The organism is Streptomyces sp. CA-249302, assembly GCF_050936785.1.
Classification (GTDB): domain Bacteria; phylum Actinomycetota; class Actinomycetes; order Streptomycetales; family Streptomycetaceae; genus Streptomyces.
Map to the genome: position 1 here is coordinate 6,784,048 of NZ_JBNJMG010000001.1, position 22,065 is coordinate 6,806,112.

At 69.7% G+C, this 22,065-nt stretch carries 23 protein-coding genes; 20 read left to right on the forward strand and 3 right to left on the reverse strand.

What is annotated here, in order from left to right:
- Positions 1-11 precede the first annotated feature (11 nt).
- Positions 12-1,703 carry a chitinase gene (locus ACQEWB_RS30665; protein WP_432836622.1) on the reverse strand — a complete coding sequence of 564 codons (1,692 nt, stop codon included), beginning with the start codon at positions 1,701-1,703 and terminating at the stop codon, positions 12-14.
- Between the two features lie 331 nt (positions 1,704-2,034).
- Between ACQEWB_RS30665 and ACQEWB_RS30670 the strand changes: the two genes are divergently transcribed.
- The 14 genes from ACQEWB_RS30670 to ACQEWB_RS30735 all read left to right on the forward strand — a co-directional run bounded on the left by ACQEWB_RS30670 (position 2,035) and on the right by ACQEWB_RS30735 (position 13,529).
- A complete protein-coding gene (locus tag ACQEWB_RS30670; protein WP_432844099.1) occupies positions 2,035-2,853 on the forward strand; it encodes a hypothetical protein in 819 nt (272 codons plus the stop codon).
- A 67-nt stretch (positions 2,854-2,920) separates the two neighbouring features.
- Positions 2,921-3,628, forward strand: coding sequence for a Flp pilus assembly protein CpaB (gene cpaB / locus ACQEWB_RS30675; protein ID WP_432836624.1), 708 nt, complete (start codon positions 2,921-2,923; stop codon positions 3,626-3,628).
- Positions 3,629-3,637: 9 nt separating this feature from the next.
- A complete protein-coding gene (locus tag ACQEWB_RS30680) occupies positions 3,638-4,897 on the forward strand; it encodes an AAA family ATPase (protein ID WP_432836626.1) in 1,260 nt (419 codons plus the stop codon).
- Positions 4,898-4,956: 59 nt separating this feature from the next.
- Positions 4,957-5,280: a pilus assembly protein gene (locus tag ACQEWB_RS30685; RefSeq protein WP_432844101.1), complete on the forward strand. Its 324-nt coding sequence runs from the start codon at positions 4,957-4,959 to the stop codon at positions 5,278-5,280.
- Position 5,281: 1 nt separating this feature from the next.
- Positions 5,282-5,659 carry a TadE/TadG family type IV pilus assembly protein gene (locus tag ACQEWB_RS30690; protein ID WP_432836628.1) on the forward strand — a complete coding sequence of 126 codons (378 nt, stop codon included), beginning with the start codon at positions 5,282-5,284 and terminating at the stop codon, positions 5,657-5,659.
- A gap of 17 nt (positions 5,660-5,676) precedes the next feature.
- On the forward strand, positions 5,677-7,014 hold the full coding sequence (locus ACQEWB_RS30695; protein ID WP_432836630.1) for a CpaF family protein: 1,338 nt from the start codon (positions 5,677-5,679) through the stop codon (positions 7,012-7,014).
- Between the two features lie 5 nt (positions 7,015-7,019).
- A complete protein-coding gene (locus ACQEWB_RS30700; RefSeq protein WP_432836632.1) occupies positions 7,020-7,964 on the forward strand; it encodes a type II secretion system F family protein in 945 nt (314 codons plus the stop codon).
- 16 nt (positions 7,965-7,980) lie between these two features.
- On the forward strand, positions 7,981-8,868 hold the full coding sequence (locus ACQEWB_RS30705; RefSeq protein ID WP_432836634.1) for a DUF5936 domain-containing protein: 888 nt from the start codon (positions 7,981-7,983) through the stop codon (positions 8,866-8,868).
- Positions 8,869-8,913: 45 nt separating this feature from the next.
- Positions 8,914-10,452, forward strand: a complete 1,539-nt coding sequence (locus ACQEWB_RS30710) for a histidine kinase (RefSeq protein ID WP_432836636.1) — start codon at positions 8,914-8,916, stop codon at positions 10,450-10,452.
- Positions 10,453-10,511: 59 nt separating this feature from the next.
- Entirely contained in the window at positions 10,512-11,336 is an 825-nt protein-coding gene (locus ACQEWB_RS30715) for a response regulator (RefSeq protein ID WP_432836638.1), read from the forward strand.
- A gap of 118 nt (positions 11,337-11,454) precedes the next feature.
- A complete protein-coding gene (locus ACQEWB_RS30720) occupies positions 11,455-11,685 on the forward strand; it encodes a hypothetical protein (RefSeq protein WP_432844103.1) in 231 nt (76 codons plus the stop codon).
- Positions 11,682-12,272, forward strand: a complete 591-nt coding sequence (locus tag ACQEWB_RS30725) for a pilus assembly protein TadG-related protein (protein WP_432844105.1) — start codon at positions 11,682-11,684, stop codon at positions 12,270-12,272. Before ACQEWB_RS30720 ends, ACQEWB_RS30725 begins: the two co-directional genes overlap by 4 nt.
- A 34-nt stretch (positions 12,273-12,306) precedes the next feature.
- A complete protein-coding gene (locus ACQEWB_RS30730; RefSeq protein ID WP_432836640.1) occupies positions 12,307-12,888 on the forward strand; it encodes a hypothetical protein in 582 nt (193 codons plus the stop codon).
- 8 nt (positions 12,889-12,896) lie between these two features.
- Positions 12,897-13,529 (forward strand): OmpA family protein, encoded by a 633-nt coding sequence (locus ACQEWB_RS30735; protein ID WP_432836642.1) that lies wholly within the window; start codon positions 12,897-12,899, stop codon positions 13,527-13,529.
- Here ACQEWB_RS30735 and ACQEWB_RS30740 read toward each other — a convergent pair.
- Positions 13,504-13,902, reverse strand: coding sequence for a DUF192 domain-containing protein (locus ACQEWB_RS30740; RefSeq protein ID WP_432836644.1), 399 nt, complete (start codon positions 13,900-13,902; stop codon positions 13,504-13,506). The two genes, ACQEWB_RS30735 and ACQEWB_RS30740, sit on opposite strands and share 26 nt — an antisense overlap.
- A 116-nt stretch (positions 13,903-14,018) precedes the next feature.
- On the opposite strand from ACQEWB_RS30740, the gene ACQEWB_RS30745 reads away from it, so the two are divergent.
- From ACQEWB_RS30745 to ACQEWB_RS30755, 3 genes are all read left to right on the forward strand, one after another.
- Positions 14,019-14,627 carry a dihydrofolate reductase family protein gene (locus ACQEWB_RS30745; protein WP_432836646.1) on the forward strand — a complete coding sequence of 203 codons (609 nt, stop codon included), beginning with the start codon at positions 14,019-14,021 and terminating at the stop codon, positions 14,625-14,627.
- The gene (locus ACQEWB_RS30750; RefSeq protein WP_432836648.1) at positions 14,624-15,523 is read left to right on the forward strand and encodes an LLM class flavin-dependent oxidoreductase; all 900 of its coding nucleotides are present in this window, start codon (positions 14,624-14,626) and stop codon (positions 15,521-15,523) included. The genes ACQEWB_RS30745 and ACQEWB_RS30750 overlap by 4 nt, the downstream gene beginning before the upstream one ends.
- Before the next feature lie 385 nt (positions 15,524-15,908).
- Complete coding sequence (locus ACQEWB_RS30755; protein ID WP_432836650.1) at positions 15,909-16,676, forward strand: class I SAM-dependent methyltransferase; 768 nt, start codon at positions 15,909-15,911, stop codon at positions 16,674-16,676.
- A gap of 17 nt (positions 16,677-16,693) precedes the next feature.
- Here ACQEWB_RS30755 and ACQEWB_RS30760 read toward each other — a convergent pair whose 3' ends face one another.
- Positions 16,694-17,920 carry a winged helix DNA-binding domain-containing protein gene (locus ACQEWB_RS30760; RefSeq protein ID WP_432836652.1) on the reverse strand — a complete coding sequence of 409 codons (1,227 nt, stop codon included), beginning with the start codon at positions 17,918-17,920 and terminating at the stop codon, positions 16,694-16,696.
- A 571-nt stretch (positions 17,921-18,491) separates the two neighbouring features.
- Between ACQEWB_RS30760 and ACQEWB_RS30765 the strand changes: the two genes are divergently transcribed.
- The 3 genes from ACQEWB_RS30765 to ACQEWB_RS30775 all read left to right on the forward strand — a co-directional run bounded on the left by ACQEWB_RS30765 (position 18,492) and on the right by ACQEWB_RS30775 (position 22,016).
- Positions 18,492-19,265 carry an isoprenyl transferase gene (locus ACQEWB_RS30765; RefSeq protein WP_432836654.1) on the forward strand — a complete coding sequence of 258 codons (774 nt, stop codon included), beginning with the start codon at positions 18,492-18,494 and terminating at the stop codon, positions 19,263-19,265.
- Positions 19,266-19,591: 326 nt separating this feature from the next.
- Positions 19,592-20,917 (forward strand): PhoH family protein, encoded by a 1,326-nt coding sequence (locus tag ACQEWB_RS30770; protein ID WP_432836656.1) that lies wholly within the window; start codon positions 19,592-19,594, stop codon positions 20,915-20,917.
- Positions 20,918-21,332: 415 nt separating this feature from the next.
- Positions 21,333-22,016, forward strand: a complete 684-nt coding sequence (locus tag ACQEWB_RS30775) for a transglycosylase SLT domain-containing protein (RefSeq protein WP_432836658.1) — start codon at positions 21,333-21,335, stop codon at positions 22,014-22,016.
- Positions 22,017-22,065: the final 49 nt, after the last annotated feature.

Sequence of the window (22,065 nt, forward strand, 5' to 3'; positions counted from 1 at the left end):
CAGGGATCCGGCTAGGGCAGCGCGTGCACGTGCGGCCCCACCGAGTTGGACCAGGCGCTGCCCGCCGCCGCGTCCCAGTTCGTCGACCAGGTCATCGCGCCGCGCAGGTCGGGATAGGTCTTCGACGGCTTGAAGGAACCGCAGTTGGTGCCCTTCGCGAGGCAGTCCAGGGCGTTGTTCACCACGGTCGGCGACACGTACCCGCTGCCCGCGCCGCTCGTCGAGGCCGGCAGACCGAGGCCCACCTGGGACGGGGAGAGGCCGCCCTCCAGCTGGATGCAGGCGAGGGCGGTCAGGAAGTCGACCGAGCCCTGCGAGTACACCTTGCCGTCGCAGCCCAGCATCGAACCGCTGTTGTAGTACTGCATGTTGACGACCGTGAGGATGTCCTTGATGTTCAGGGCCGTCTGGAAGTAGGCGTTGGACGTGGACTGCATGTCGATCGTCTGCGGGGCCATGGTGATGACGAGGGACGAGCCCGCCTTCGCGGACAGCGACCTGAGCGCCTGGCTCATGTAGGTCGCGTTGATGCCGTTCTCCAGGTCGATGTCGACGCCGTCGAAGCCGTACGTCTGCATCAGCGTGTACACGGAGTTGGCGAAGTTCGTCGCGGACGTCGAGTCGGTCACCGAGATCGTGCCGTTCTGGCCGCCCACCGAGACGATGACCTTCTTGCCGGCCGCCTGCTTCGCCTTGATGTCCGCCTTGAACTGGTCGACCGTGTACCCGCCGAGCCCCGCCGAGTCCAGGTTGAAGGTCACCGCGCCCGGCGTCGTCGTCGCGTCCGCGAAGGCCACGGCGATGATGTCGTACTGGGAGGAGACGTCCGAGATCTTCTGGACGGTGGCCCCGTTGTTGAAGTTCTGCCAGTAGCCGGTCACCGCGTGCTTCGGCACCGAACCCCCGCCGCCGGAGCTCCCGGTGGTCGTCGTCCCCGTCACGGCCGTCGACCTGGCCGACTCACCGGCCGAGTTGGTCGCCGTGACCTGGAAGGAGTAGGAGGTGGCGGCCGAGAGACCGGTCACGGTCGCCGAAGTCCCGGTCACCGCCGTCACCTTCGTACCGTCGCGGTAGACGTTGTAGCCGGTCGCGCCGGAGACCGCGCTCCAGGCAAGGGACACCGAGGAGGACGTCGTACCGGAGACGGCCAGGCCGCCGGGCGTGGCCGGGACCGTCGGCAGCGGGTCGGTGCCGCCGCCCCCGTCGGGGCCGTACACCGAGACGTCGTCGGCGTAGTAGGCCGCCTGTCCGTACCAGCCGTGCGTGTACACCGTCACCGAGGTCGTCGCGGACCCGGTGGTGAAGCTGGTCGTCAGCTGTTTCCAGGAGGAGGAGTCGGGCGTCCACGTGGACACGTCCGTGGTGCCCGTGCCGGTGACGCCGAGGAAGGCGTAGCCGCCCTGGACCCAGGCGCTCAGCGAGTACGTCGAGCCGGGCTTCACGGCGACCGTCTGGCTGCACTGGGCGCTGTCCTGCCCGGCCGGGGTGGCCTTCAGCGCGGCCGCGCCGCCGTGCACGGGGGAGGAGACCGTCGTACCGCTGCTCGCGGAACAGGTCCAGTTGCTCAGGCCGGACTCGAAGCCGGCGTTCTTGGCGTTGTTGACGTCCGCTGCGGACGCCTGGCCCGCACCCAGGAAGGACAGGGCGAGGGCGGCGGTGACGGCTCCGGACCAGAGCCGGGTGGATCGTCTCTGTGGGGACATGACAATAAGTTGGTCCAGACCAATTCTTCTGTCAATAGGTCCAGACCAAATAACGGGCCGGATACGGAAGATGAATATCCCGGTGGCCAGGTCCGTCCCGCGCTCGAATTGAGACCGGCGAGATGCTCAACCTGCCCCGATTTGGCGCATCTTGTGAAGGGACAGTTCCCCATCAGCTACAGAAACGCTGTTCTCCGGTCATAGAGGCGTGGTTACAGTGCTGAGGTAGTCACGGAGTGAAGTCATCCCGGTGTACCGGAGTAACGGTGGACCGACGGCGTAACACGGGGAGCTGCGCGTGCCAACTGCCATTGCCGTGACCAGTGCCGACATGGCGCTGCCGCCGCTGGACGAGCGGACCCTGCCCGCCGTCGTCCTGCCGGACCTGGACCGGCAGCCGCTCGACCAGGCGCTGTCCGCCGTCCAGGCCCTCATCGACCAGTACGGCCATGTCGTCGTCGTGTGCTCGCAGGCCGTGCCGCCCGGCGTGGAGCAGCGGCTGCACACCATCCGCTCCCTCCTGGAGAGCGACCGGATAGCCCTGTTCCGCCCGAATCTCCCCCCGCTCGGGCTCGCCGTCCTGGCCCGCCAGCTGAGGCAGCTCGCCTCCTGCGACCTCAGTCCGGGCGTGCTGGCCTCCGCCGGGCGGCTGCTCACCCACTACATCCACGCGGGCGCCCTGCTCGGCTCGGTCGCCCGCCTCGACCGCATCCCGGTCGGGCTCAGGTCGCACGCCAAGTCGTGGGTGCCGGGCAGCCAGTTCGCGGTCCTTGCCCACCCCGAGCCGCAGCTGGTGAAGCTCGCCCCCGGAGCGTCCCTGGCCGGCCCGGAGTTCGGCACCTGGATGCTGGTCGCCAAGGGCCAGCTCCAGTCGGACTGGGTGACCGCCACACTGGCCAAGCAGTGGAGCGCGCAGGGGCTCAGGGAGATCGCGCCGCCCGCCGAGTCCGCCGCCTGGTGGGGCACGAACAAACTCGTCGAGTTCGCCGCCTTCCTGCCCGACCTCTCGGTCCTCTACCAGCTGGTGACCTCGGTCCGGCAGAGCAGCTGCCACTGGTGCGGCATCGACGTCATCGGCGACCGCTGCGTCTTCTGCTCCGCCACCGCACCGCTGGTCAACAACGAACTCCCGGCTGGGCGGGGCTCCTGACCCCTGACCCCGTCCGCTCGCAGAGGTACGTCACCACCCCCCATCCCCCAATGAGGTCGTACGGTTCATGAACTCCCGTCAGCGCCGCGGCGTGCTCCTGCTGATCGTGTCGGTGATCTGCGCCATCGGCGCCTTCGCCGGCGTCCTGTCCGTCATCAGCGACGTGAAGTCCAAGGTCGGACCGGAGGTGACGGCGTACGAGATAAAGAGCGACATCAAGCCGTACACGAGCCTCGACTCGGGCCAGTTCGAGAAGACGAGGATGCCGAAGCGGTGGCTGTCGTCGACCGCGGTCACCGATCTGAACTCGATCCGGGGCAAGGTCGCCGTCACGACCCTCAAGAAGGGCTCCCTGCTGCAGAGCGACATGATCGCCGATCAGCCCGCTCTGCAGCCCGGGCAGCAGGAGGTCGCCATCATGATCGATGCGGCGACCGGCGTCGCCGGCAAGATATCGCCGGACTCGCGCGTCAACGTCTACGCCACCTTCGAGGGACAGAAGGAGGGTGATCCCGACCTGTCCAAGATCATCGTAACGAACGCCCGGGTCCTGGACGTCGGCGACCTCAGGTCCCTCCAGCCCGACTCGAGCGACCGCACCAACCAGGCCACCGAGGTCGTCCCGATCACCTTCGCGCTCTCCGCGCTCGACGCCCAGCGCCTCACCTACGCCGAGTCCTTCGCCAAGCGGGTCCGGCTCGCACTGGTCGCGCCGGGGGAGACCGGCAGCATCCCCGAGCAGGACCGCACGTACGAACTCTCCAAGGACAAGTGAGAGGCCGCCATGCCCACGAGGATCCTCCCGGCAGTCGGCGACGCGGACGCCGTACGGTCCATCACGACCCTGCTCAGCCAGCTCCCCGACGCCGAGCCGGTGACCCCGGTCGTGGACTCCACCCAGCTCGTCGACACCCTCGCGCGCCTGGCCGCCGAGTCGGTCGACGAACTGCCCGAGGTCGTCGTCGTCCACGAACGCATCGGCCCGGTCCCCGCCCTGGAACTGATCCGCGAAGTCGCCCTGCGCTTCCCCGCCGTGGGCGTCATCCTCGTCACCTCCGACGCCGGCCCCGGCCTCTTCCAGGCGGCCATGGACTACGGCGCCCGCGGCCTGGTCGCCCTCCCGCTGAGTTACGAGGAGCTCGCGAGCCGCGTCCAGGCGGTCGCCCAGTGGTCGGTGGGCGTACGACGGCATCTCGGCGCGGGCGCGGGCCTCGACGTGTTCACCGGCGTCGGCGGCACGGTCGTCACGGTGAGCGGGGCGAAGGGCGGGGTCGGCGCGACCCTCACCGCGATCCAGCTGGCCCTCGCCGCGCAGGCCTCCGGACGCAGCGCCGCCCTGGTCGACATGGACCTCCAGACCGGCGACGTGGCCTCGTACCTGGACGTCCAGTTCCGCCGCTCGGTGGTCGACCTGGCCGCCATCACGGACATCTCCCCGCGGGTGCTGGCCGACGCGGTCTACCGGCACGACACCGGCGTCGCCCTGCTGCTCGCGCCGGGCGAGGGGGAGCGGGGCGAGGAGGTCACCGACCGGGCGGCCCGGCAGATCGTCAGCGCCCTGCGCTCCCGCTACGAGGTCGTGATCGTCGACTGCGGCGCGCAGTTGAGCGGCGCGGGCGCGGCGGCCGTGGAGATGGCGGACCTGGCCCTCCTGGTCACCACCCCGGACGTGCTCGCCGTCCGCGGCGCCAAGCGCACGGTACGCATGTGGGACCGCCTGCAGATCCGCAAGGCGGAGGAGACGACAGTGGTCGTCAACCGCTTCTCGCGCGGCTCCGAGATCCAGCCCCCGCTGATCCAGAAGATCACCGGCACGGCGGTGGCGGCGACCGCGATCCCCGCGAACTTCAAGGAGTTGCAGGCCGCGGTCGACGCGGGCCGCATCCACGAACTGGACAACAAGGGCGTGGTGAAACAGGCCCTGTGGGGACTGGCGGGGGAGCTGGGCCTGGTCAAGGCCGCGGAAGGGGTGCCGCGCACCGGCCGGTTCCGCGGGGACCGCGGCGCGGTGAGCTTCCGGCGCCGACGGGAGCTGGGACCGTGAGGGCGCCCCGGGCCATCCGGAACCGCGACGACGGCCAGGTCACCATCGAGTTCCTCGGCATGACCCCGCTGATCATCCTGACGCTGGTGCTGATGTGGCAGTTCGTGCTGGTGGGATACACGTACACGCTCGCGGGGAATGCTGCCGACGAGGCGGTACGGGCGGGCACGGCGGCGAAGCCGGGGGAGCGCGCGGCCGCCTGCGAACAGGCCGCGCTGAAGGAGCTGTCGGCCGCGTGGAGGGACGATGCCACCGTGACCTGTGGGGGGAGCGGCTATGTCACCGCCGACGTGCACCTCAAGGTGCCCGTCCTCTTCCCGGGCGCGATCGGCTTCCCGTTCACGGTCAACGGCCACGCGGGCGCCGTAGAGGAGGCGAAGTGAGATGTCGTACGACGTCGAAGGGCGCCCCGGGACGCCGGACCGCCGCAGGCAACGCGACCGTGGCCAGGTCGCCATCGAGTACCTCGGGTTCATCCCGGTGCTGCTCCTGGTCGCGCTGGCCGGCGTGCAGCTGGGGCTGATCGCCTACGCCGCCCAGCAGGCCGGCACGGCGGCGCGGGCCGGGGCCCGGAGCGCCTCGCTGGAGCGGGACTACCAGGCGGACTGCGCCGACGCGGTCAGCCTCAAGGCCACCTGTGACCGGGCCGACCTGGGCACCGAGGTGCAGGTCACCTCGCACGTCCACATCCCGGTCCTGTTCCCCGGACTCGGCGACGACTACCAGGCCAGCAAGACCGCGGTCATGCCGCTCGACCACTGAGCACAGCGAGGAGCACCATGAGCCTGCGGGCACGCATCAACTCCCCGGAGGAGAACGGCCACCGGGGCGAGGACGGCCACCTGGTCGCCTCCTACCGGGCCAAGCTCCTGGAGGAGATCGACCTCGCGGAGATGTCCTCGCTGGCCGCCGCCGAACGCCGGGCCCGCCTGGAGCGCGTCCTCGGCCACATCATCAGCCGAGAGGGCCCGGTCCTCTCGACGGTCGAACGCTCGCAGCTCATCCGCAGGGTGGTCGACGAGGCGCTCGGCCTCGGCATCCTCGAACCCCTCCTCGAAGACGCGTCGATCACCGAGATCATGGTCAACGGCCCCGACGCGATCTTCGTCGAGCGGGCCGGCCGCGTCGAACAGCTCCCCCTCCGCTTCGCCTCCCACGACCAGCTGATGCAGACCATCGAGCGCATCGTCTCCACGGTCAACCGCCGCGTGGACGAGTCGAACCCGATGGTCGACGCCCGCCTTCCGTCCGGCGAGCGCGTCAACGTCATCATCCCGCCGCTGTCCCTCACCGGCGCGACCCTCACCATCCGCCGCTTCCCGCGCTCCTTCACTCTCCAGGAGATGATCGGCCTCGGCTCCCTCGACGAGCCCACCCTGTACCTGCTCGCGGGCCTGGTGCAGGCCCGGTTCAACGTGATCGTGTCGGGCGCCACCGGCACCGGGAAGACGACCCTCCTCAACGCCCTCTCCGGCCTGATCCCCGAGGGCGAGCGGATCATCACCATCGAGGACTCGGCGGAACTCCAGCTCCAGCAGTCCCACGTCATACGGCTGGAGGCACGCCCCCCGAACGTCGAGGGGCAGGGCCGCATCACCATCCGCGACCTGGTCCGCAACTCGCTCCGGATGCGCCCCGACCGCATCGTGGTCGGCGAGGTCCGCGGCGGCGAGTCCCTCGACATGCTCCAGGCCATGTCCACCGGCCACGACGGCTCGCTCGCCACGGTCCACGCCAACAGCGCGGAGGACGCGCTCATGAGGCTCCAGACCCTGGCCTCCATGTCCGACGTCGAGGTCCCCTTCGTGGCGCTGCACGACCAGATCAACAGCGCGGTGGACGTCATCATCCAGCTCACCCGGTTCGCCGACGGCATGCGCCGCATCACCGAGATCGCCCTGCTCGACAGCCACGGCGGAGAGCCGTACCGTCTCGCGACCGTCGCCCGTTTCAACGCTCAGCCGATGACCCCCGACGGCCGGATCCACGGCACCTTCCAGCACTTCCCGCTCACCCGCCGCACCGCCGACCGCCTCTTCATGGCCAACCAGCCCGTCCCGCAGGCCTTCGGCGTCGCCCAGTCCTCCCACCAGCTCGCCATCCGAGAAGCCAGGTAGTCCCCATGGAGCTGCACACCCTCGTCCAACTCACCACCGGCATAACGCTGCTGACCTGCGTCCTCGCCGTCGCCGGCCTGCGCGCCTACGCCGCGGGCCGGGCCGAGCGGGCGGCACTGATCGAGCGGCTGTCGCACTCCGGCCAGATAACGGCCGAGGGCCGCGGCCGCCGCTTCCGCAAGCTGGACCGGCGGCTGCGCCGCACCAAGGCGGGCCGCAAGCTGGAGCTGCGGCTCGTCGCGACCGGACTCGACGTCACCCCGGGCGAGTTCTTCGTCTACATGCTCGGCGCGGTCGCCGCCCTCTGGATCGTCGGCGACGCCTCCCTCGCCCCCTTCTTCGGCCCGATCGCCGGCCTGCTGGGCGTCTTCGCGGCGCTCCAGTTCCTCAACTGGCAGCGCCAGAAGCGCATCGAGAAGTTCATCAACCAACTCCCCGAACTGGCCCGCATCCTGGCCAACGCCACCCAGGCCGGCCTCGCCCTGCGTACCGCGATCAGCATGGCGGCCGAGGAGATGGAGGCGCCGGCCGGCGAGGAGCTGGAGAAGGTCGCCGACCAGCTGGCGATCGGCCAGTCCATGGACGACGCCCTGGGCGACCTCGCCGACCGGCTGCCCTCACGCGAACTGGTCGTGCTCGTGACCACGTTGGTCCTGTCCAACCGGGCGGGCGGCCAGGTCGTCGGCGCGCTGCGCAACCTCACCGAGACGCTGGAGGAGCGCAAGGAGACCCGCCGCGAGATCCGCACCCAGCTGGCCCAGGTCAACATGACGGCGTACGCCGTGCCCGTCATGGGAGTGGGCGCCCTGTTCCTGATGGACGGCGTCAAGGAGGGGGCCCTGGACCGCATGACCGGCTCCCCGATCGGCCAGGCCTGCGTGCTCATCGCGTTCGGGCTCTACGCGGTCGGCTTCGTCCTCATCCGCCGTATGTCCCGAATCGACGTCTGAGGAAGGAGGATCCGACATGGCCCTGCTCCTCGCCCTCGCCATGGGCCTCAGCGTCTGGGGCGTCTTCGCCGGCATCCGCATGTACCGCGCGGACGCCAAACTCCCCAGCGACCTGGTGCTGGCCCTGGAGGTCGGCGCCACCCGCACCGGCGCCGTCGACTCCCTCATCGACCGCATGGGCATGCGCTACGCCCCCGCAGTCCTCCGCCTCATGGGCCCCAAACTGGTGGCCAAGTACCGCCGCAGGATCGACCTGGCGGGCAACCCCGGCGGCCTGACCATCGACCGCTACGCGGCCCGCCGAGCGGTCTACGGCTTCCTCGGCGCGGTCGGCTTCCTGGTCTTCCTGATGCGCGGCCAGTACCTCGTCGCCCTTCTCCTCCTCGCCTTCGGCGCGTTCTGGACCGAGGTCGGCATCTGGGCGGCGATCCGCATCCGCAAGGACGTGATCGAGCGGACGCTCCCCGACTTCCTGGACGTACTCGCGGTCGTGGTCAGCGCGGGCCTCGGCTTCCGCCAGGCCCTGGACCGCGTGGCGCACCGCTACGAGGGCCCCTGGGCCGACGAACTCCGCATCACCCTGCGCCAGATGGACCTCGGCATGAGCCGCCGCCAGGCCTTCGCGGAACTGCGCCGGCGCAACGACTCCGAACAGGTGGCCATGTTCGTCACCGCCCTCCAACAGGGCGAGGAACTCGGCGCCCCCATCGTCGACACCCTCGTCTCCCTCGCCAAGGACATGCGCCGCACGGACGCCCAGAACGCCCGCCGCAAGGCCGCGCGAGCCGTACCCCGGGCCACCCTCATGATCACCACGTTCATGGTCCCGGCCACCCTGCTCCTGCTCGGCGCGGGCCTGCTGCTCGGCTCGGGCACCGACTTCGGCACGATCACGGGCAAGTAGGCATCCGGCACGATCACGGGCAAGCAGACGAGGAGGGCGACGGACATGGCGACGACGAGGGAAGCGAGCGGCCTGCTGTGGCGCCGCCCCAAAACCCCGGAGATCACCACCCCACCAACGGGCACGGTCCTCCCGGCCCACGCCCGCACGGGCGCCCCCGACGTCCCCGTGACGTCGGTGACACCGGCGCTCCCGCCCGGCTGGGTACCGGCGGCGGACGCGCCCCGTCCGCTGCCGGGAGTCCCACGACAGGCGACGCGAGCGGATCGGCCGCTCGAACCGATGCCGGCCGACCGGGCGACCGTCCTGGAGACCCCGAAGGAATCGCCGAAGAGGCGTACCCCCAAGGCCCCCACCATCCCCCTCCAGATCAACGCCCTCCAGGCCATGTGCCGTCAGGTCTTCGCCTTCCGCCTGGCGATGATCGCGCTGGCCGCCCCCGCCGCCCTCCTCAACGCCGCACCGGGCATACCCACCCGCCTGGTGGGCGCCGCCGTGGTCGTCACGTTCATGGGCTCGTACGTCCTCTACCGCGACTGGGAGCGTTTCGGCCCCCTCCTCCTCCGCCACCCCACCCTCCTCGCCGCGGACACCCTCCTCGGCTCCCTGCTCCTCATCTCGGCGGGCCCGGACACCACCCTCGCGTACGTCAGCGTCTGCACCCCCCTCCTGGCCGGCATCGTCTACAGCTGGCGAGGAGCGGCCTGCTTCGCCTCCCTCCAGTCCCTGATCCTCCTCCTGGTCTCCGCGACCACCAGGGACCTGCACGCGAACCTCGCCGAGTCCCTGCTCCTCCCCGGCCTCTGCGTGATAGCCGGCGCCGTGGGCTCGTCCCTCCGCAACCTCATGCTCCGCTTCGGCACCGCGACCCAGGCCCTCACCCAGGTCCAGGCCCGCCTGGCGGTCACCGAGGCCGTCAGTGCCGAACGCGCCCGCCTGGCCCGCGAGATGCACGACTCGGTGGCCAAGACCCTGCACGGCGTCGCCCTGGCCGCGGACGGCCTGGCCGCCTCCGCGGACGCCGACCGCATCGACGCGCCCCTGATCAGACAACAAGCCGACCTGGTCTCCCGATCCGCCCGCCGGGCCGCCGCCGAGTCCCGCGAACTCCTCACCGACCTCCGCCGCGAACACGACCCCGACCACGGCACGGACATCCTGGCCGACTTGGCGGCCCACACCGCCGACTTCACCACCCGCACCGGCCTGCCCACCACCTACCGCCCCACCACACCGGATTCCGCCCCGCAGCTCCTCCCCCCTGCCGTGGCCCGCCAGCTCCTCACGATCGCCGCCGAGGCCCTGGAGAACGCCCACCGCCACGCCCAGGCCACCCGGGTCGAGGTGACGACAGGTGTCCGGAACGGCCTCCTCACCCTCACCGTCCACGACGACGGCCGCGGCCTGCCCACCGGCACGACCCTCGAACAACTCCGCCAGGCAGGCCACTTCGGTCTGGTCGGCATGGTCGAGCGCGCGGCTTCCGTGGGCGCCCGCATCCGCATAGGCCGCGGAGCCCACCCCCACGGCACGGAGGTCCACCTGGAACTCCCCCTGGCGGCTCTCCCTTCGGACACCGCATGAACACGACTTCGCTGATTACGACGCCCGACTCCCCCCACGCCGACGAGAGGAGGCAGCCGATGCCGGACCCGACCACTCCCCACCCCGACTCCCCGCACCCGCCGCCACCGAACCCCTTCGAGCACTTCCCGCCACCCCAACCGGCAACGCCCCTCCGGGTAGTGGTGGCCGACGACAACCCGGTGGTCCGCGCCGGCCTCACCGCGCTCCTATCCGGCCGTGCGGACATCGAGGTAGTGGCCGAAGCGACCGACGGCCGCGAGGCCTACGAGGCGACGAACCGACTCCGCCCGGACGTGGTCCTCCTGGACGTCCGCATGCCCGGCGTGGACGGCATCTCCGCCCTCCCTCACCTGGTGCCGCTCGCACCGGTGGTGATGCTGACGTACAGCCGCGAGTCGGAGATCGTCCAGGAGGCGCTGCGCCGAGGCGCGGGCGGCTACCTGGTCCACGGCGAGTTCACGGCGGACCAACTGGTGTCGGCGGTACGGGACATCAAGGAGGGCCGGGCACACTTCACGTCCACGGCGGCGGACGCACTGCTGGCCCAACTACGGGAGACAAGTGCGACTGCACACAACGAGAACCTCACAACACCCTTGTCAGAAGCCATTTTCGCGAAAGGGCTTTCGCGATTGCAACCAGATGTGGGACAGTTCTCAAGAAAGTCGAACTCTCAACTCAGCGCAAGGGAGGCGGAGATCATGGACCTCATCGCGTCCGGCATGAACAACCAACAGATCGCCGCCACTTGTTTCATCAGCGAGAAGACGGTCAAGAACCACATCAACCGCATCTTCGCCAAGCTCCACAGCACCACCCGCTCCGAGGCCACCGCCAAATGGCTCGGCACCGCGCCGGGCCCGGACCGAGGGCTGGGGTGAGCCGCGGTGAGGGGGCGGGCCTTGGACTGGGCCCACAATTGGGCCCAGGGACCCTTCGGGGACCGGGGGACGGCACCGTACGGTGCCGAGGTCGGAAGCAAACCCGGAGGGAAGCACCATGAGCGACCTGATGCTGAGGAAGGCCGTCGCGGCCAAGGTGCGCGTGAACGGCTGGAAGAACACGACGGCCGAGGCGATGCGCAGGCGCGCGGGCGACAAGGGGCAGACCGCGGTCGAGTATCTGGGGATCATCGCGGTGGTGGTGGCGATCGTGCTGGCGATTACGGGTACGGACATCGGGCAGACGATCCTGGACAAGATCAAGGCGAAGATCGCCGAAATCACCTGAGGCGGGCGCGCAGGTACGGCGACGCAGGGCAGGCTTTCCCCATCTACATCACGGTGGTGGCGGGCCTGCTCTTTCTCGCGTTCGCCTACTTCGCGGTCGGCCAGGCCGCGGTCAACCGGAACGGCGCGCAGACGGCCGCCGACGCGGCGGCGCTGGCGGCGGCCCAGAAGACCCGGGACCAACTGGCAGGCGACTGGGTCGACGACGTACTCGACCCGACCAAGTGGCAGGACATCTTCGACGGGGTCGGAGCGGTCGACGGGTGTGACCGTGCCGGTCAGCTCGCCGAGCAGAACGACGCCCATCTGGACGCCTGCACGGCGGGTGTTCTGCGCTACGACGTCGACGTCACGACCAACAAAACGGTCGGCGAGTCCATCGTCCCCGGTACGGAGAACACCAGGTCGACCGCTTCGGCCGTCGCGGTGATCGAGTCGCTCTGTACCTTCGAGCTGCCCGGCGAGGGCGCCGAAGACGGCACGCTGCCGCAACTCGCCTGCAAGGACAAGACCTGGGACCTCAACCCGGACGACCTCACCGATCTTCCGGAGCCGCAGGACCTCTTCGACGTCCATCTGGCCGACTGAGAAGCGAACGACGAGTGGAGAAGGAAACAGAGAGATGAGCATTCGGTTCACTGCGAAGGCCCGCAGGGGGATGGTCGTGCTGACCGTTGCGGCTGGTCTGGCCCTCGGGGTGACCGGCTGCGGCGGAAGCGGCGGCGACGACAAGAAGCCGGACACCACGGCCTCCGCTTCCAAGGAGAGCGGATCCAAGCCGAGCACGCAGGAGGGGCAGTCGGACGAGCCGTTGGCCGAACTCAAGGGCCCGCAGAGCCTGCTGCTCCAGATCACCTCCGCCAAGCGTGACTCCGGCGGGTTCGTCACGGTGAACGGGACCATCAAGAACGACGGTGCCGGCACTGCCGTCATCCCCTCCAACCTGAGCGGCAACGAGACGGAGATCATCAAGAACGGAAGCTCGCTCGGGGGTGCCACGCTCGTGGACTCCAAGGGGAAGAAGCGCTACTACGTCCTGCGCGACACGGACGGCCGCCCCCTCACCACAACAGGGCTGCCGGCGCTGAAGTCCGGAGAGTCCATCCCGGTGTTCATGCAGTTCCCCTCACCGCCGGCCAGCACCACAGAGGTCGACTTCCAGCTGCCGGGCTTCGCCACCGCCACTATCCAGATCTCCGGTTGAGGCCCACCGTGACCACTCCACGCCTCCCCGCGATCCTCACGGCCGCGACCCTCGTGATCGCCACGAACCTGTTCGGCGCCGCGACCGCCCAAGCCGACGAGACCCCGACCCCCTCCCTCGCCCCGGACACGGAGGCCTCCGCCTCGGCGCCCGTGAAGGTCGACCCCAACGACCCGGACCTCAAACTCCCCGAGGGCGCCACCCTCGCCGACCCCAAGGTCCTGGACATCAAGTCGGTCGTCGAGGACCAGTCCGGCGACGAACGCCGCGAGGACACCAACACCACCGTCACCTTCGCCCTCCAGGCCGAGGTCCTCTTCAGCAAGGACAGCGCGAAGCTGAGCGCCGAGGCGAAGGCCCGCATCGCCACGATCGCCGACGAAATCAAGAAACAGAACGCGACCCAGGTCCGAGTCTTCGGCTTCACCGACAACCTCGGCTCCTCCGCCCACGGCGACGTCCTGTCCAAGCAACGCGCCGACGCCGTACAGGGCGTACTCGACCAGGACCTGAACGACCCCAACATCACCTTCGAGGTCCGGGGCTACGGCGAGCAGTACCCGATCTCCGACAACTCCACGGAAGCAGGCCGCAAGAAGAACCGCCGGGTCGAGGTCACCTTCCCTCGTACGGAGAGCTGACCTCCACCCGCGCCAGAGCTCCGACCCCCAACCCCCACCCCGCCATCGCCCCGGCCGCCGCCTCGACCACATGCCGGGCCCGCAGCCGGGGCAGCCCCAACCGCCCGGGCTTCATCGTCCGCACGGCGATGACCTTGAAGCCACGGTCGAGATAGGCGACGTCGATGGGAATGCGCATCCGAAAGGTGTGCACGCTGTTGGCGGGGGAGAGGAGCAAGGCTCCCTCCACCGAGTCCCGCCCCAACAACCCCTTGGTCCGGGCGCGATAGGAAACGGCGATCTCCAGCGGAACGGAGACCGAAGGGGAGCCGGCTCCACCGTCCCCCGCACACACGACCAACGTCCCCCACCCGTCCCGCCATCTCCGCCCCATACCGCCGCCTCGCCTCCCACATCCGCCACACCCGCCCACCACCTCAACAGAACGTATCCGCACGCGTAGCGTGGGCGCCGCCCGCACAAGAACAGCCGCCCGAAACGAGGCCGCCGATGCCGAACATCGTCCTGATGATGTCCATCTCCCTCGACGGCTATATCGAAGGCCCCGACCACGACATCAGCTGGCACCGGGTCGACGAAGAACTCCACCAGCACATGAACGACACGATCCGACAGTTCGGCGCCCTGCTCAGCGGCCGTCGCGTCCACGAACTCATGGCCGCCTACTGGCCCACCGCCGACACCGCCCCCGACGCCTCGCCCACCACCATCGAATTCGCGGGGATCTGGCGGGACATCCCCAAGGTCGTCTACTCACGCACCTTGGAGAAGGCCGACTGGAACACAACAGTCGTACGCCAAATCCTTCCTGAGGAGGTCCACGCCCTCAAGGAACAGGACACCGGCGACCTCGGCCTCGGCGGGGCGGAGGTGGCGGGCGAGTTCCTCCGCCTCGGCCTGGTCGACGAGTTCCGGATCTACGTCCACCCCGCCCTCGTCGGCCACGGCACCCGTCTCTTCCCGGAGGCCGACATCGCGGCATCCCTCCGCCTCATCGAGAGCCACACCTTCTCCAACGGCGTCGTACTCATGCGCTACGAGCCGGCCGCCCAAAAGCCGTTGAACGGCCGCGTCCGCCAGGCTAGGAAGGAGCCATGACCGGACTCGGCGCAGTGTTCCGCCCCCAACTCCCTCCCGAGCGGCTCCGCGAGGTCGCCCGCCTCGCCGACGAGAGCGGTCTGGAGGAACTCTGGCTCTGGGAGGACTGCTTCCGGGAGGGCGGCATCTCCACCGCCGCCGCGGCCCTGGCCTGGACCGAACGGGTCCGCATCGGCGTGGGCCTGCTACCCGTCCCCCTCCGTAACGTGGCCATCACCGCGATGGAGACGGCCGCACTGCACCGCCTGTTCCCCGACCGCGCGATCATCGCCGTCGGCCACGGCGTACAGGACTGGATGGCCCAGGTAGGGGCACGGGCCGAATCCCCCCTCACCCTCCTCCGAGAACACCTGGACGCCCTCCGCGCCCTACTCCGCGGTGAGCGCCTCACCACCGAGGGCCGTTACGTCCACCTCCGAGACGTCGCCCTCGACTGGCCCCCCACAGCTCCCAACCCCAACCCCAACCCCAACCCCGTCCCCGTCCTCGCCGGCGCCACGGGCCCCCGCACCCTCCGCCTCTCCGGCGCAGCAGCCGACGGCACCATCCTCACCGCATCCACCACGCCCGACGGCGTACGCCGAGCACGCCAACTCATCGACGAGGGCCGCGAGTCAGCAGGCCGGTCCACCGACCCGCACCCCATCGTCGTCTACCTCCTCACGGCCACCGGCCCCGACGGCCCCGCCCGCCTCCGCGCCGAACTCGCCGACGAGGGCCTGGCAGACGTCCCCGACCTGGGCGTAGCCGGAGACGCAGCCACCGTCGCCAAGGCAGTCCAACGCCTGGCCGAGGCAGGCGCAGACCGCGTGATCCTCCAGCCAACGGGAGACGACCCCGACCCCGAGGCCTTCGTACGCTTCACAGCCCAGCAAGTCCGCCCCTTGGTGCCGTAGAGGAAAGGGAAGAGGAAGCAAAGCCCCACGCACCTGCAGCCGCGAACGCACGGGAGCGAGTCAGTGCCGCCCCACCGTCCCGCAGCCGCGAACGCACGGGAGCGAGTCGGTGCCGCCACCATGCACCCGCAGCCGCTCTCGCGCCGGAGCGGGTCGGGCCGCCACCATGCACCCGCAGCCGCTCTCGCACGGGAGCGGGTCGGGCCGCCCCACGCACCCGCAGCCGCTCTCGCACCGGAGCGGGTCGGGGCGGTACGGCGCAACCCGCCGCTTACGTGGCTAATTGGGCTCGTTCCCCTCCCGACCCACAGCAGTACCGTCGGCGGCGGGTTCGCCGTACGGCCCCGACCCCGACCCCACCCACGACCACCCGCGAGGACCACCGATGCGAACCTACGAATCCCTCGTCGCAGAGGGCGCAGCCGTCCCCACCGACGGCTGGGACTTCTCCTGGTTCGAGGGCCGAGCCACCGAGCAGCGCCCGTCCTGGGGCTACGCCGTCTCCCTGGCCGACCGCCTGGCCCAGGCCACCGCCGCGTTGGACATCCAGACGGGCGGCGGAGAGGTCCTGGACTTCGCACTGGCCCGCGCTCCCAAGACCCCCACCCTCACCGCCGCCACCGAGGGCTGGCCCCCGAACGTCACCAAGGCCACCACCCTCCTCCGCCCCCGCGGCACGGTGGTCGTAGCCGCCCCCGAAGACGCCCCCCTCCCCTTCGCGGACGCCACCTTCGACCTGGTCGCCAGCCGCCACCCCGTGGCCCCGCACTGGCCGGAGATCACCCGAGTCCTCCAGCCCGGCGGCACGTACTTCGCCCAGCACGTAGGCCCGAGCAGCGTCTACGAACTCGTCGAGTACTTCCTGGGCCCCCAGCCGGAAGCCTCCCGCAACGCCCGCCACCCCGACCGCGAACGCACCGCCGCCGAAGCCGCCGGCCTGGAGATCACCGACCTCCGCGCGGAACGCCTCCGCATCGAGTTCCACGACATCGCGGCCGTAGTCCACTTCCTCCGCAAGGTGATCTGGATGGTCCCGGACTTCACACCGGAGTCGTACGAGCCCCAACTCCGCACCCTGCACAACCAGATCGAGACGACGGGCCCCTTCATCGCCCACAGCACCCGGCACCTCTTCGAGACCCGCAAGCGATAGCGGCACAGCCGCACCGGTCAGGCGTGCGGCCCCGCCGTCACCGGCCCGACCACCAACTCCGGCTCCGCCTCCAGCACTTCACCGATCCGCCCCACCTGCTCGCCCAACTCCCTTTCCTGCCGCGCAGTCAGCTGCCCCAACGGCTCCACCGTCACCGTCGTACGCCGCCCCCGCCGCCGCTGATGCCACACCCCCGCCACCACTCCGTCAACCAGCAGCACCGGATAGTTCCCGGCCTGCCCCCGCGCCAGCGCCCGCCGATACGCGTCCCCCGGGAACAGCGTCTCCCGGGGCTGCGCGGCAATGCCGTACGCATCGAAATAAGGAAGCAACCGCACCCCGGACACCGCCCCCTCAGGGAACTCCACGTCCCCCGCAACCACCCACCACCCCCCATCCCCCTCGAAGACGACCTCTTCGATCTCCCCCGCCTCGGCCAGCCGCCCGAACAGCTCCACCGCCCACCTCGCACCACCCGCCAGCCATTTGGCGAAGTTCTGCGGAGTGGCGGGCCCATAGGCACGCAGATACCGCCGCACCAGCTCCCGCACCGCCTCCTCCGCCCCCAGCGGCGTGAACTCCGGCGGCCGCGTGTACGTCACCTTGCGCCCCCGATCCGGCCCGAAGCACAGCGCCCCCGACTGCCCCGCCCGATGCATCACCTGCCGCCACCGCGGCCACATCCCCTGAAACGCGGGCATCACCGGATCCCCGGCCCAGGCGCCCACCCGTGCGACAACCTCCTCGCTCAACTCGTCGATGGTCAGAGTCGCCCCCTCCAGCGCATCCCCGATCGCCGCCACGATCTCCCGAGCCTGCTCCTCACTCACCCGAACCCCCACCGCGAACGGGCTCGCCCCCGACCGCACGGCCGGCAACGCGGAACACCACATCGGAAGCTCACCGGCCGGCAGCAGATGCACGGTCCCCCGCGGCCCATGCATCTTGACCAGACTCCGCCCCTCCGGGAGCCTCCCCCCGGGCCCCTCCGGGAGCCTCCCCCCGGGCCCCTCCCGGAGCCTCTCCCCGGGCCCCTTCCAGAGCGCTTCCCGCACCCCGGCCCGCGTCACCCCCACCGCGCGCACCCCCACCGACAACTCGGCCGCGGACAGCACCTGCGCATGCGCACCGAGCATCGCGCCGACGATTTCGGCGACGGGAGTGTCCTTCTTTGCGGGATTGGCCAGGAACTGCCGTTCCAGCCGCCGCGCGCTCGCCTGGTTCCAAGTGATCCTCAGGGTCATGGCGCGACCCTAGAACCGAAGTAGGCCAGACTCTGGCCGCATCGGTTTCCACATTGTTATCCCCAGGGGTCGCTTCCAGCCCCACACGTCACGTAAGTTCAGACCAAGGTAATTCGCGTAAGCAAAGCTGCGCGGCGGCACCGCGCAGTGGAGGGGGCTGCGCGGTGCCGTTTTTACGTGTCCATGGCTCACGACGACGTCAAGCGGACGTTCGCCACTCCCGTCACCCGCCCGGGGGACCCGTGGACAACTCGCCAATCAAGGCCTCAGAAGCGTCATACCCTCCGGATCGCCCCGCATCCCGCCCGTTTCCCCTGGGAATCTGCCGTGATCCGGCCAAGGATCCGCCATGAAATGCCCCCTGGACGACCACCGCCGCGTCGCCATTCGATTCCGGAGAGTAGTTGTGGCACGCCGATGCACGCAGCATCACTTACGAAGGGTTATGGTGGAAACCCCCCTCGGGCCGGTCCGTATCCCCCCCACGGACCGGCCCGTTTTTTGTGCCCGGGACGACCCCGGTACGCTCCCCGCACGGGGACCGCAGACACACGGAGGGGCGGACATTCAAGTGAACCTGCGCGACAAGCTGCGCGGCCTGCTGGTCAGGCTGTACGCACGCCGGGTGGAAGGCCACCTGGACCACGCTCAGGTGCCCAAGCACATCGGCGTCATCATGGACGGCAACCGACGCTGGGCGAAGGCCGCGGGCTCCACCACCGTGCACGGCCACCGCGCCGGCGCCGAGAAGATCGAGGAGTTCCTCGGCTGGTGCAGCGAGACGGACGTGGAGGTCGTCACCCTCTGGCTGCTGTCGACGGACAACTTCGACCGCCCCCAGGACGAACTCGGCCCCCTGCTCGGCATCATCGAGGACGTCGTCCGCACCCTCGCCGCGGACGGCCGCTGGCGCGTCCACCACGTCGGCACCCCCGACCTCCTGCCCTCGCAGATGCGCAACGCGCTGAAGGAGGCCGAGGAGTCCACCGCGGCCATCGACGGAATACTCGTCAACGTCGCCATCGGCTACGGCGGCCGCCAGGAGATCGCCGACGCCGTGCGGTCGATGATCGTCGACGCCCATGACAAGGGCACCTCGATGGATGACCTGGCCGACTCGGTCAGCGTCGACCTGATCGGCAGCCACCTCTACACCGGCGACCAGCCCGACCCCGACCTGGTCATCCGCACCAGCGGCGAACAGCGGCTGTCCGGATTCATGCTGTGGCAGACGGCTCACTCGGAGTACTACTTCTGCGAGGTCTTCTGGCCGGCCTTCCGCAAGGTCGACTTCCTCCGCGCCCTGCGCGACTACGCGGCGCGACACCGGCGTTACGGCGGCTGACACTCCGCACCCCCGAGGGACCGCGACTACCCCGATATGGGACGCATGTAACAAGGAGTTCACCAGGGCGCCGTCATATGCGTCGGCATGGCACCGCATGTTCGAGGGCATAAGCCAGTCAGGTCGATGCCCGAACCACGGGTGTCGGATCTCAGCGGGCGGCACGGGGCCGTCCGCCCGGGAGGCCCTTTGCACCAGCCCGAACGTGCGGTCGCAGCACGGACGAAAAGGCGGAGGGCCGGTTCCCGGCCCGTGCAAACGGGCCGTCGACCGGCCCAGCTCCACTCCGTCGCTCCCCGACCTCTTCCGAGGGGGTACGTCCTTCCGTGGTGACCAGCACAAAGCGTCGTATGCCTGACCGGCGCACCTATGTTCTCGACACCAGCGTCCTGCTGGCCGACCCGAACGCCCTGAGCCGCTTCGACGAGCACGAGGTAGTGCTCCCCATCGTCGTGGTCACGGAGCTGGAGGCCAAGAGGCACCATCCCGAACTCGGCTACTTCGCCCGGCAGGCGCTGCGCCTGCTCGACGAGTTCCGGGTACGGCACGGCCGTCTCGACGCCCCCATCCCGATCGGCGAACTGGGCGGCACCGTCCGTGTCGAGCTCAACCACTCGGACCCCAGCGTTCTGCCTTCCGGCTACCGCTTGGGGGACAACGACTCCCGCATCCTCGCGGTCGCCCGCAATCTGCAGGCCGAGGGGTTCGACGTCACCGTCGTGTCGAAGGACCTGCCGCTCAGGATCAAGGCCTCTTCGGTCGGTCTCCTCGCCGAGGAGTACCGCGCCGAACTCGCCATCACGGACTCCTCCGGCTGGACCGGAATGTCCGAACTGACCCTGGGCGCCGAGCAGGTGGACATCCTCTTCGAGGAAGGCCACATCCACGTCCCCGAGGCGTCGGACCTGCCCGTGCACACCGGTCTGACGATCCACTCCGAGCGCGGCAAGGCGCTCGGCCGGGTCACGGCGGAGGGCAACATCCGTCTGGTGCGCGGCGACCGTGAGGCGTTCGGCATCAAGGGCCGCAGCGCCGAGCAGCGGATCGCGCTCGATCTGCTCCTCGACCCGGACGTCGGGATCGTGTCGATGGGCGGCCGGGCCGGCACCGGCAAGTCGGCGCTCGCGCTGTGCGCGGGTCTGGAGGCGGTCCTGGAGCGCCGCCAGCACCAGAAGGTGATGGTCTTCCGTCCCCTCTATGCGGTGGGCGGGCAGGAACTCGGCTATCTGCCGGGCTCCGAGGCCGAGAAGATGAGCCCCTGGGCACAGGCGGTCTTCGACACGCTGTCCGCGGTCACCAGCCGCGAGGTCATCGAGGAGATCACCGCACGCGGGATGCTGGAGGTCCTGCCGCTCACCCACATCCGCGGACGCTCGCTGCACGACGCGTTCGTGATCGTGGACGAGGCGCAGTCGCTGGAACGGAACGTACTGCTGACCGTTCTGTCCCGGATCGGCGCGAATTCGCGGGTCATTCTGACCCATGACGTGGCCCAGCGGGACAATCTGCGCGTAGGCCGCTACGACGGTGTGGTCGCCGTCGTGGAGAAGCTGAAGGGGCATCCGCTCTTCGCGCATGTGACCCTCACCAGGTCCGAACGGTCCCAGATCGCGGCCTTGGTGACCGAAATGCTGGAAGACGGCCAGATCTAGCGGATCCAGTCAAATCTGCCCGATTCGGCACCAGTTGGCGCCGTCCCGCAAAGCCTGAGAGCCTAGCGGGGCGGCGCTTTCGCGTGGTGCGGTTTGCCGAAATCCCCTGGGTCAAACGAGATGTGAGCTTTCACACGCAACTCAGAATTGCCACCCGGCGTCCACGTGCGGCAGAGTCTCACTCCTGTCAGGCCCCGCATACGACACACCTGTACCCCAGCGGTACGGAACAACAGCAGCACCGCCAATTCCATAGTCGACGTCGTATGCCGCCCGAGCATCACACGGCTCTCCTCGCAAGGGAGTTGCCCACCGGGCCCGCGTCTCCCGTGACCCCGCAGTTCGGAGACCAGCGCCAGGGGCACGATTGCGTCCGCCAGGGTCACCGAAGCGGGCGATGCTGGAAGGAAACCGTGTGAGCCGGATTTCGGTCCGGGGATTCGCAGTGGCCTCGGCCACCGCGGTCACCGCCGTCGGAAGCGTCGTCGGAGTTGCCTCGGGCAGCGTCGCGCAGAACAACGACGCCGAGGCGACGGCAGCCGACACCACGCTGCTCGCGGACATACCCACGGGCCAGCAGGCCCAGGTGCAGACCGCGTCCCTGACGCAGCAGGCCGACGCCCAGGCCATCCAGGCCGACGCGAGCGCCAAGAAGGACGCCGAGGAGACGGCCCGCAAGGCCGCCGCCGACACCGCCGTCGCCAAGAAGGCCGCGGCCGAGAAGGCGGCCAAGGAGGCGAAGGAGCGCGCCGAGGCCAAGGCCGCCGCGAGCCGCAGCTCCGCGGACTTCCCGGTGCAGAGCTCCTACACCGTCGCCGAGATCCAGTCGATGGCACGGCAGATGGTGCCGAGCTCCCAGTTCCAGTGCTTCAGCAACATCGTGGACCACGAGTCCAGCTGGAACTACCACGCGGTGAACGCCTCCTCCGGCGCCTACGGTCTCTTCCAGGCCCTCCCCGCCAGCAAGTACTCGTCGGTCGGCTCCGACTGGCAGACGAACCCGGCGACCCAGATCAAGTGGGGCCTCAACTACATGAACAGCCGGTACGGCAGCCCGTGCGAGGCCTGGTCCTTCTGGCAGGCCAACAGCTGGTACTGAGCCGGCGAGGCCCACGGGCCCACCTCTCAACCTTCAACAGCCCCTCCCC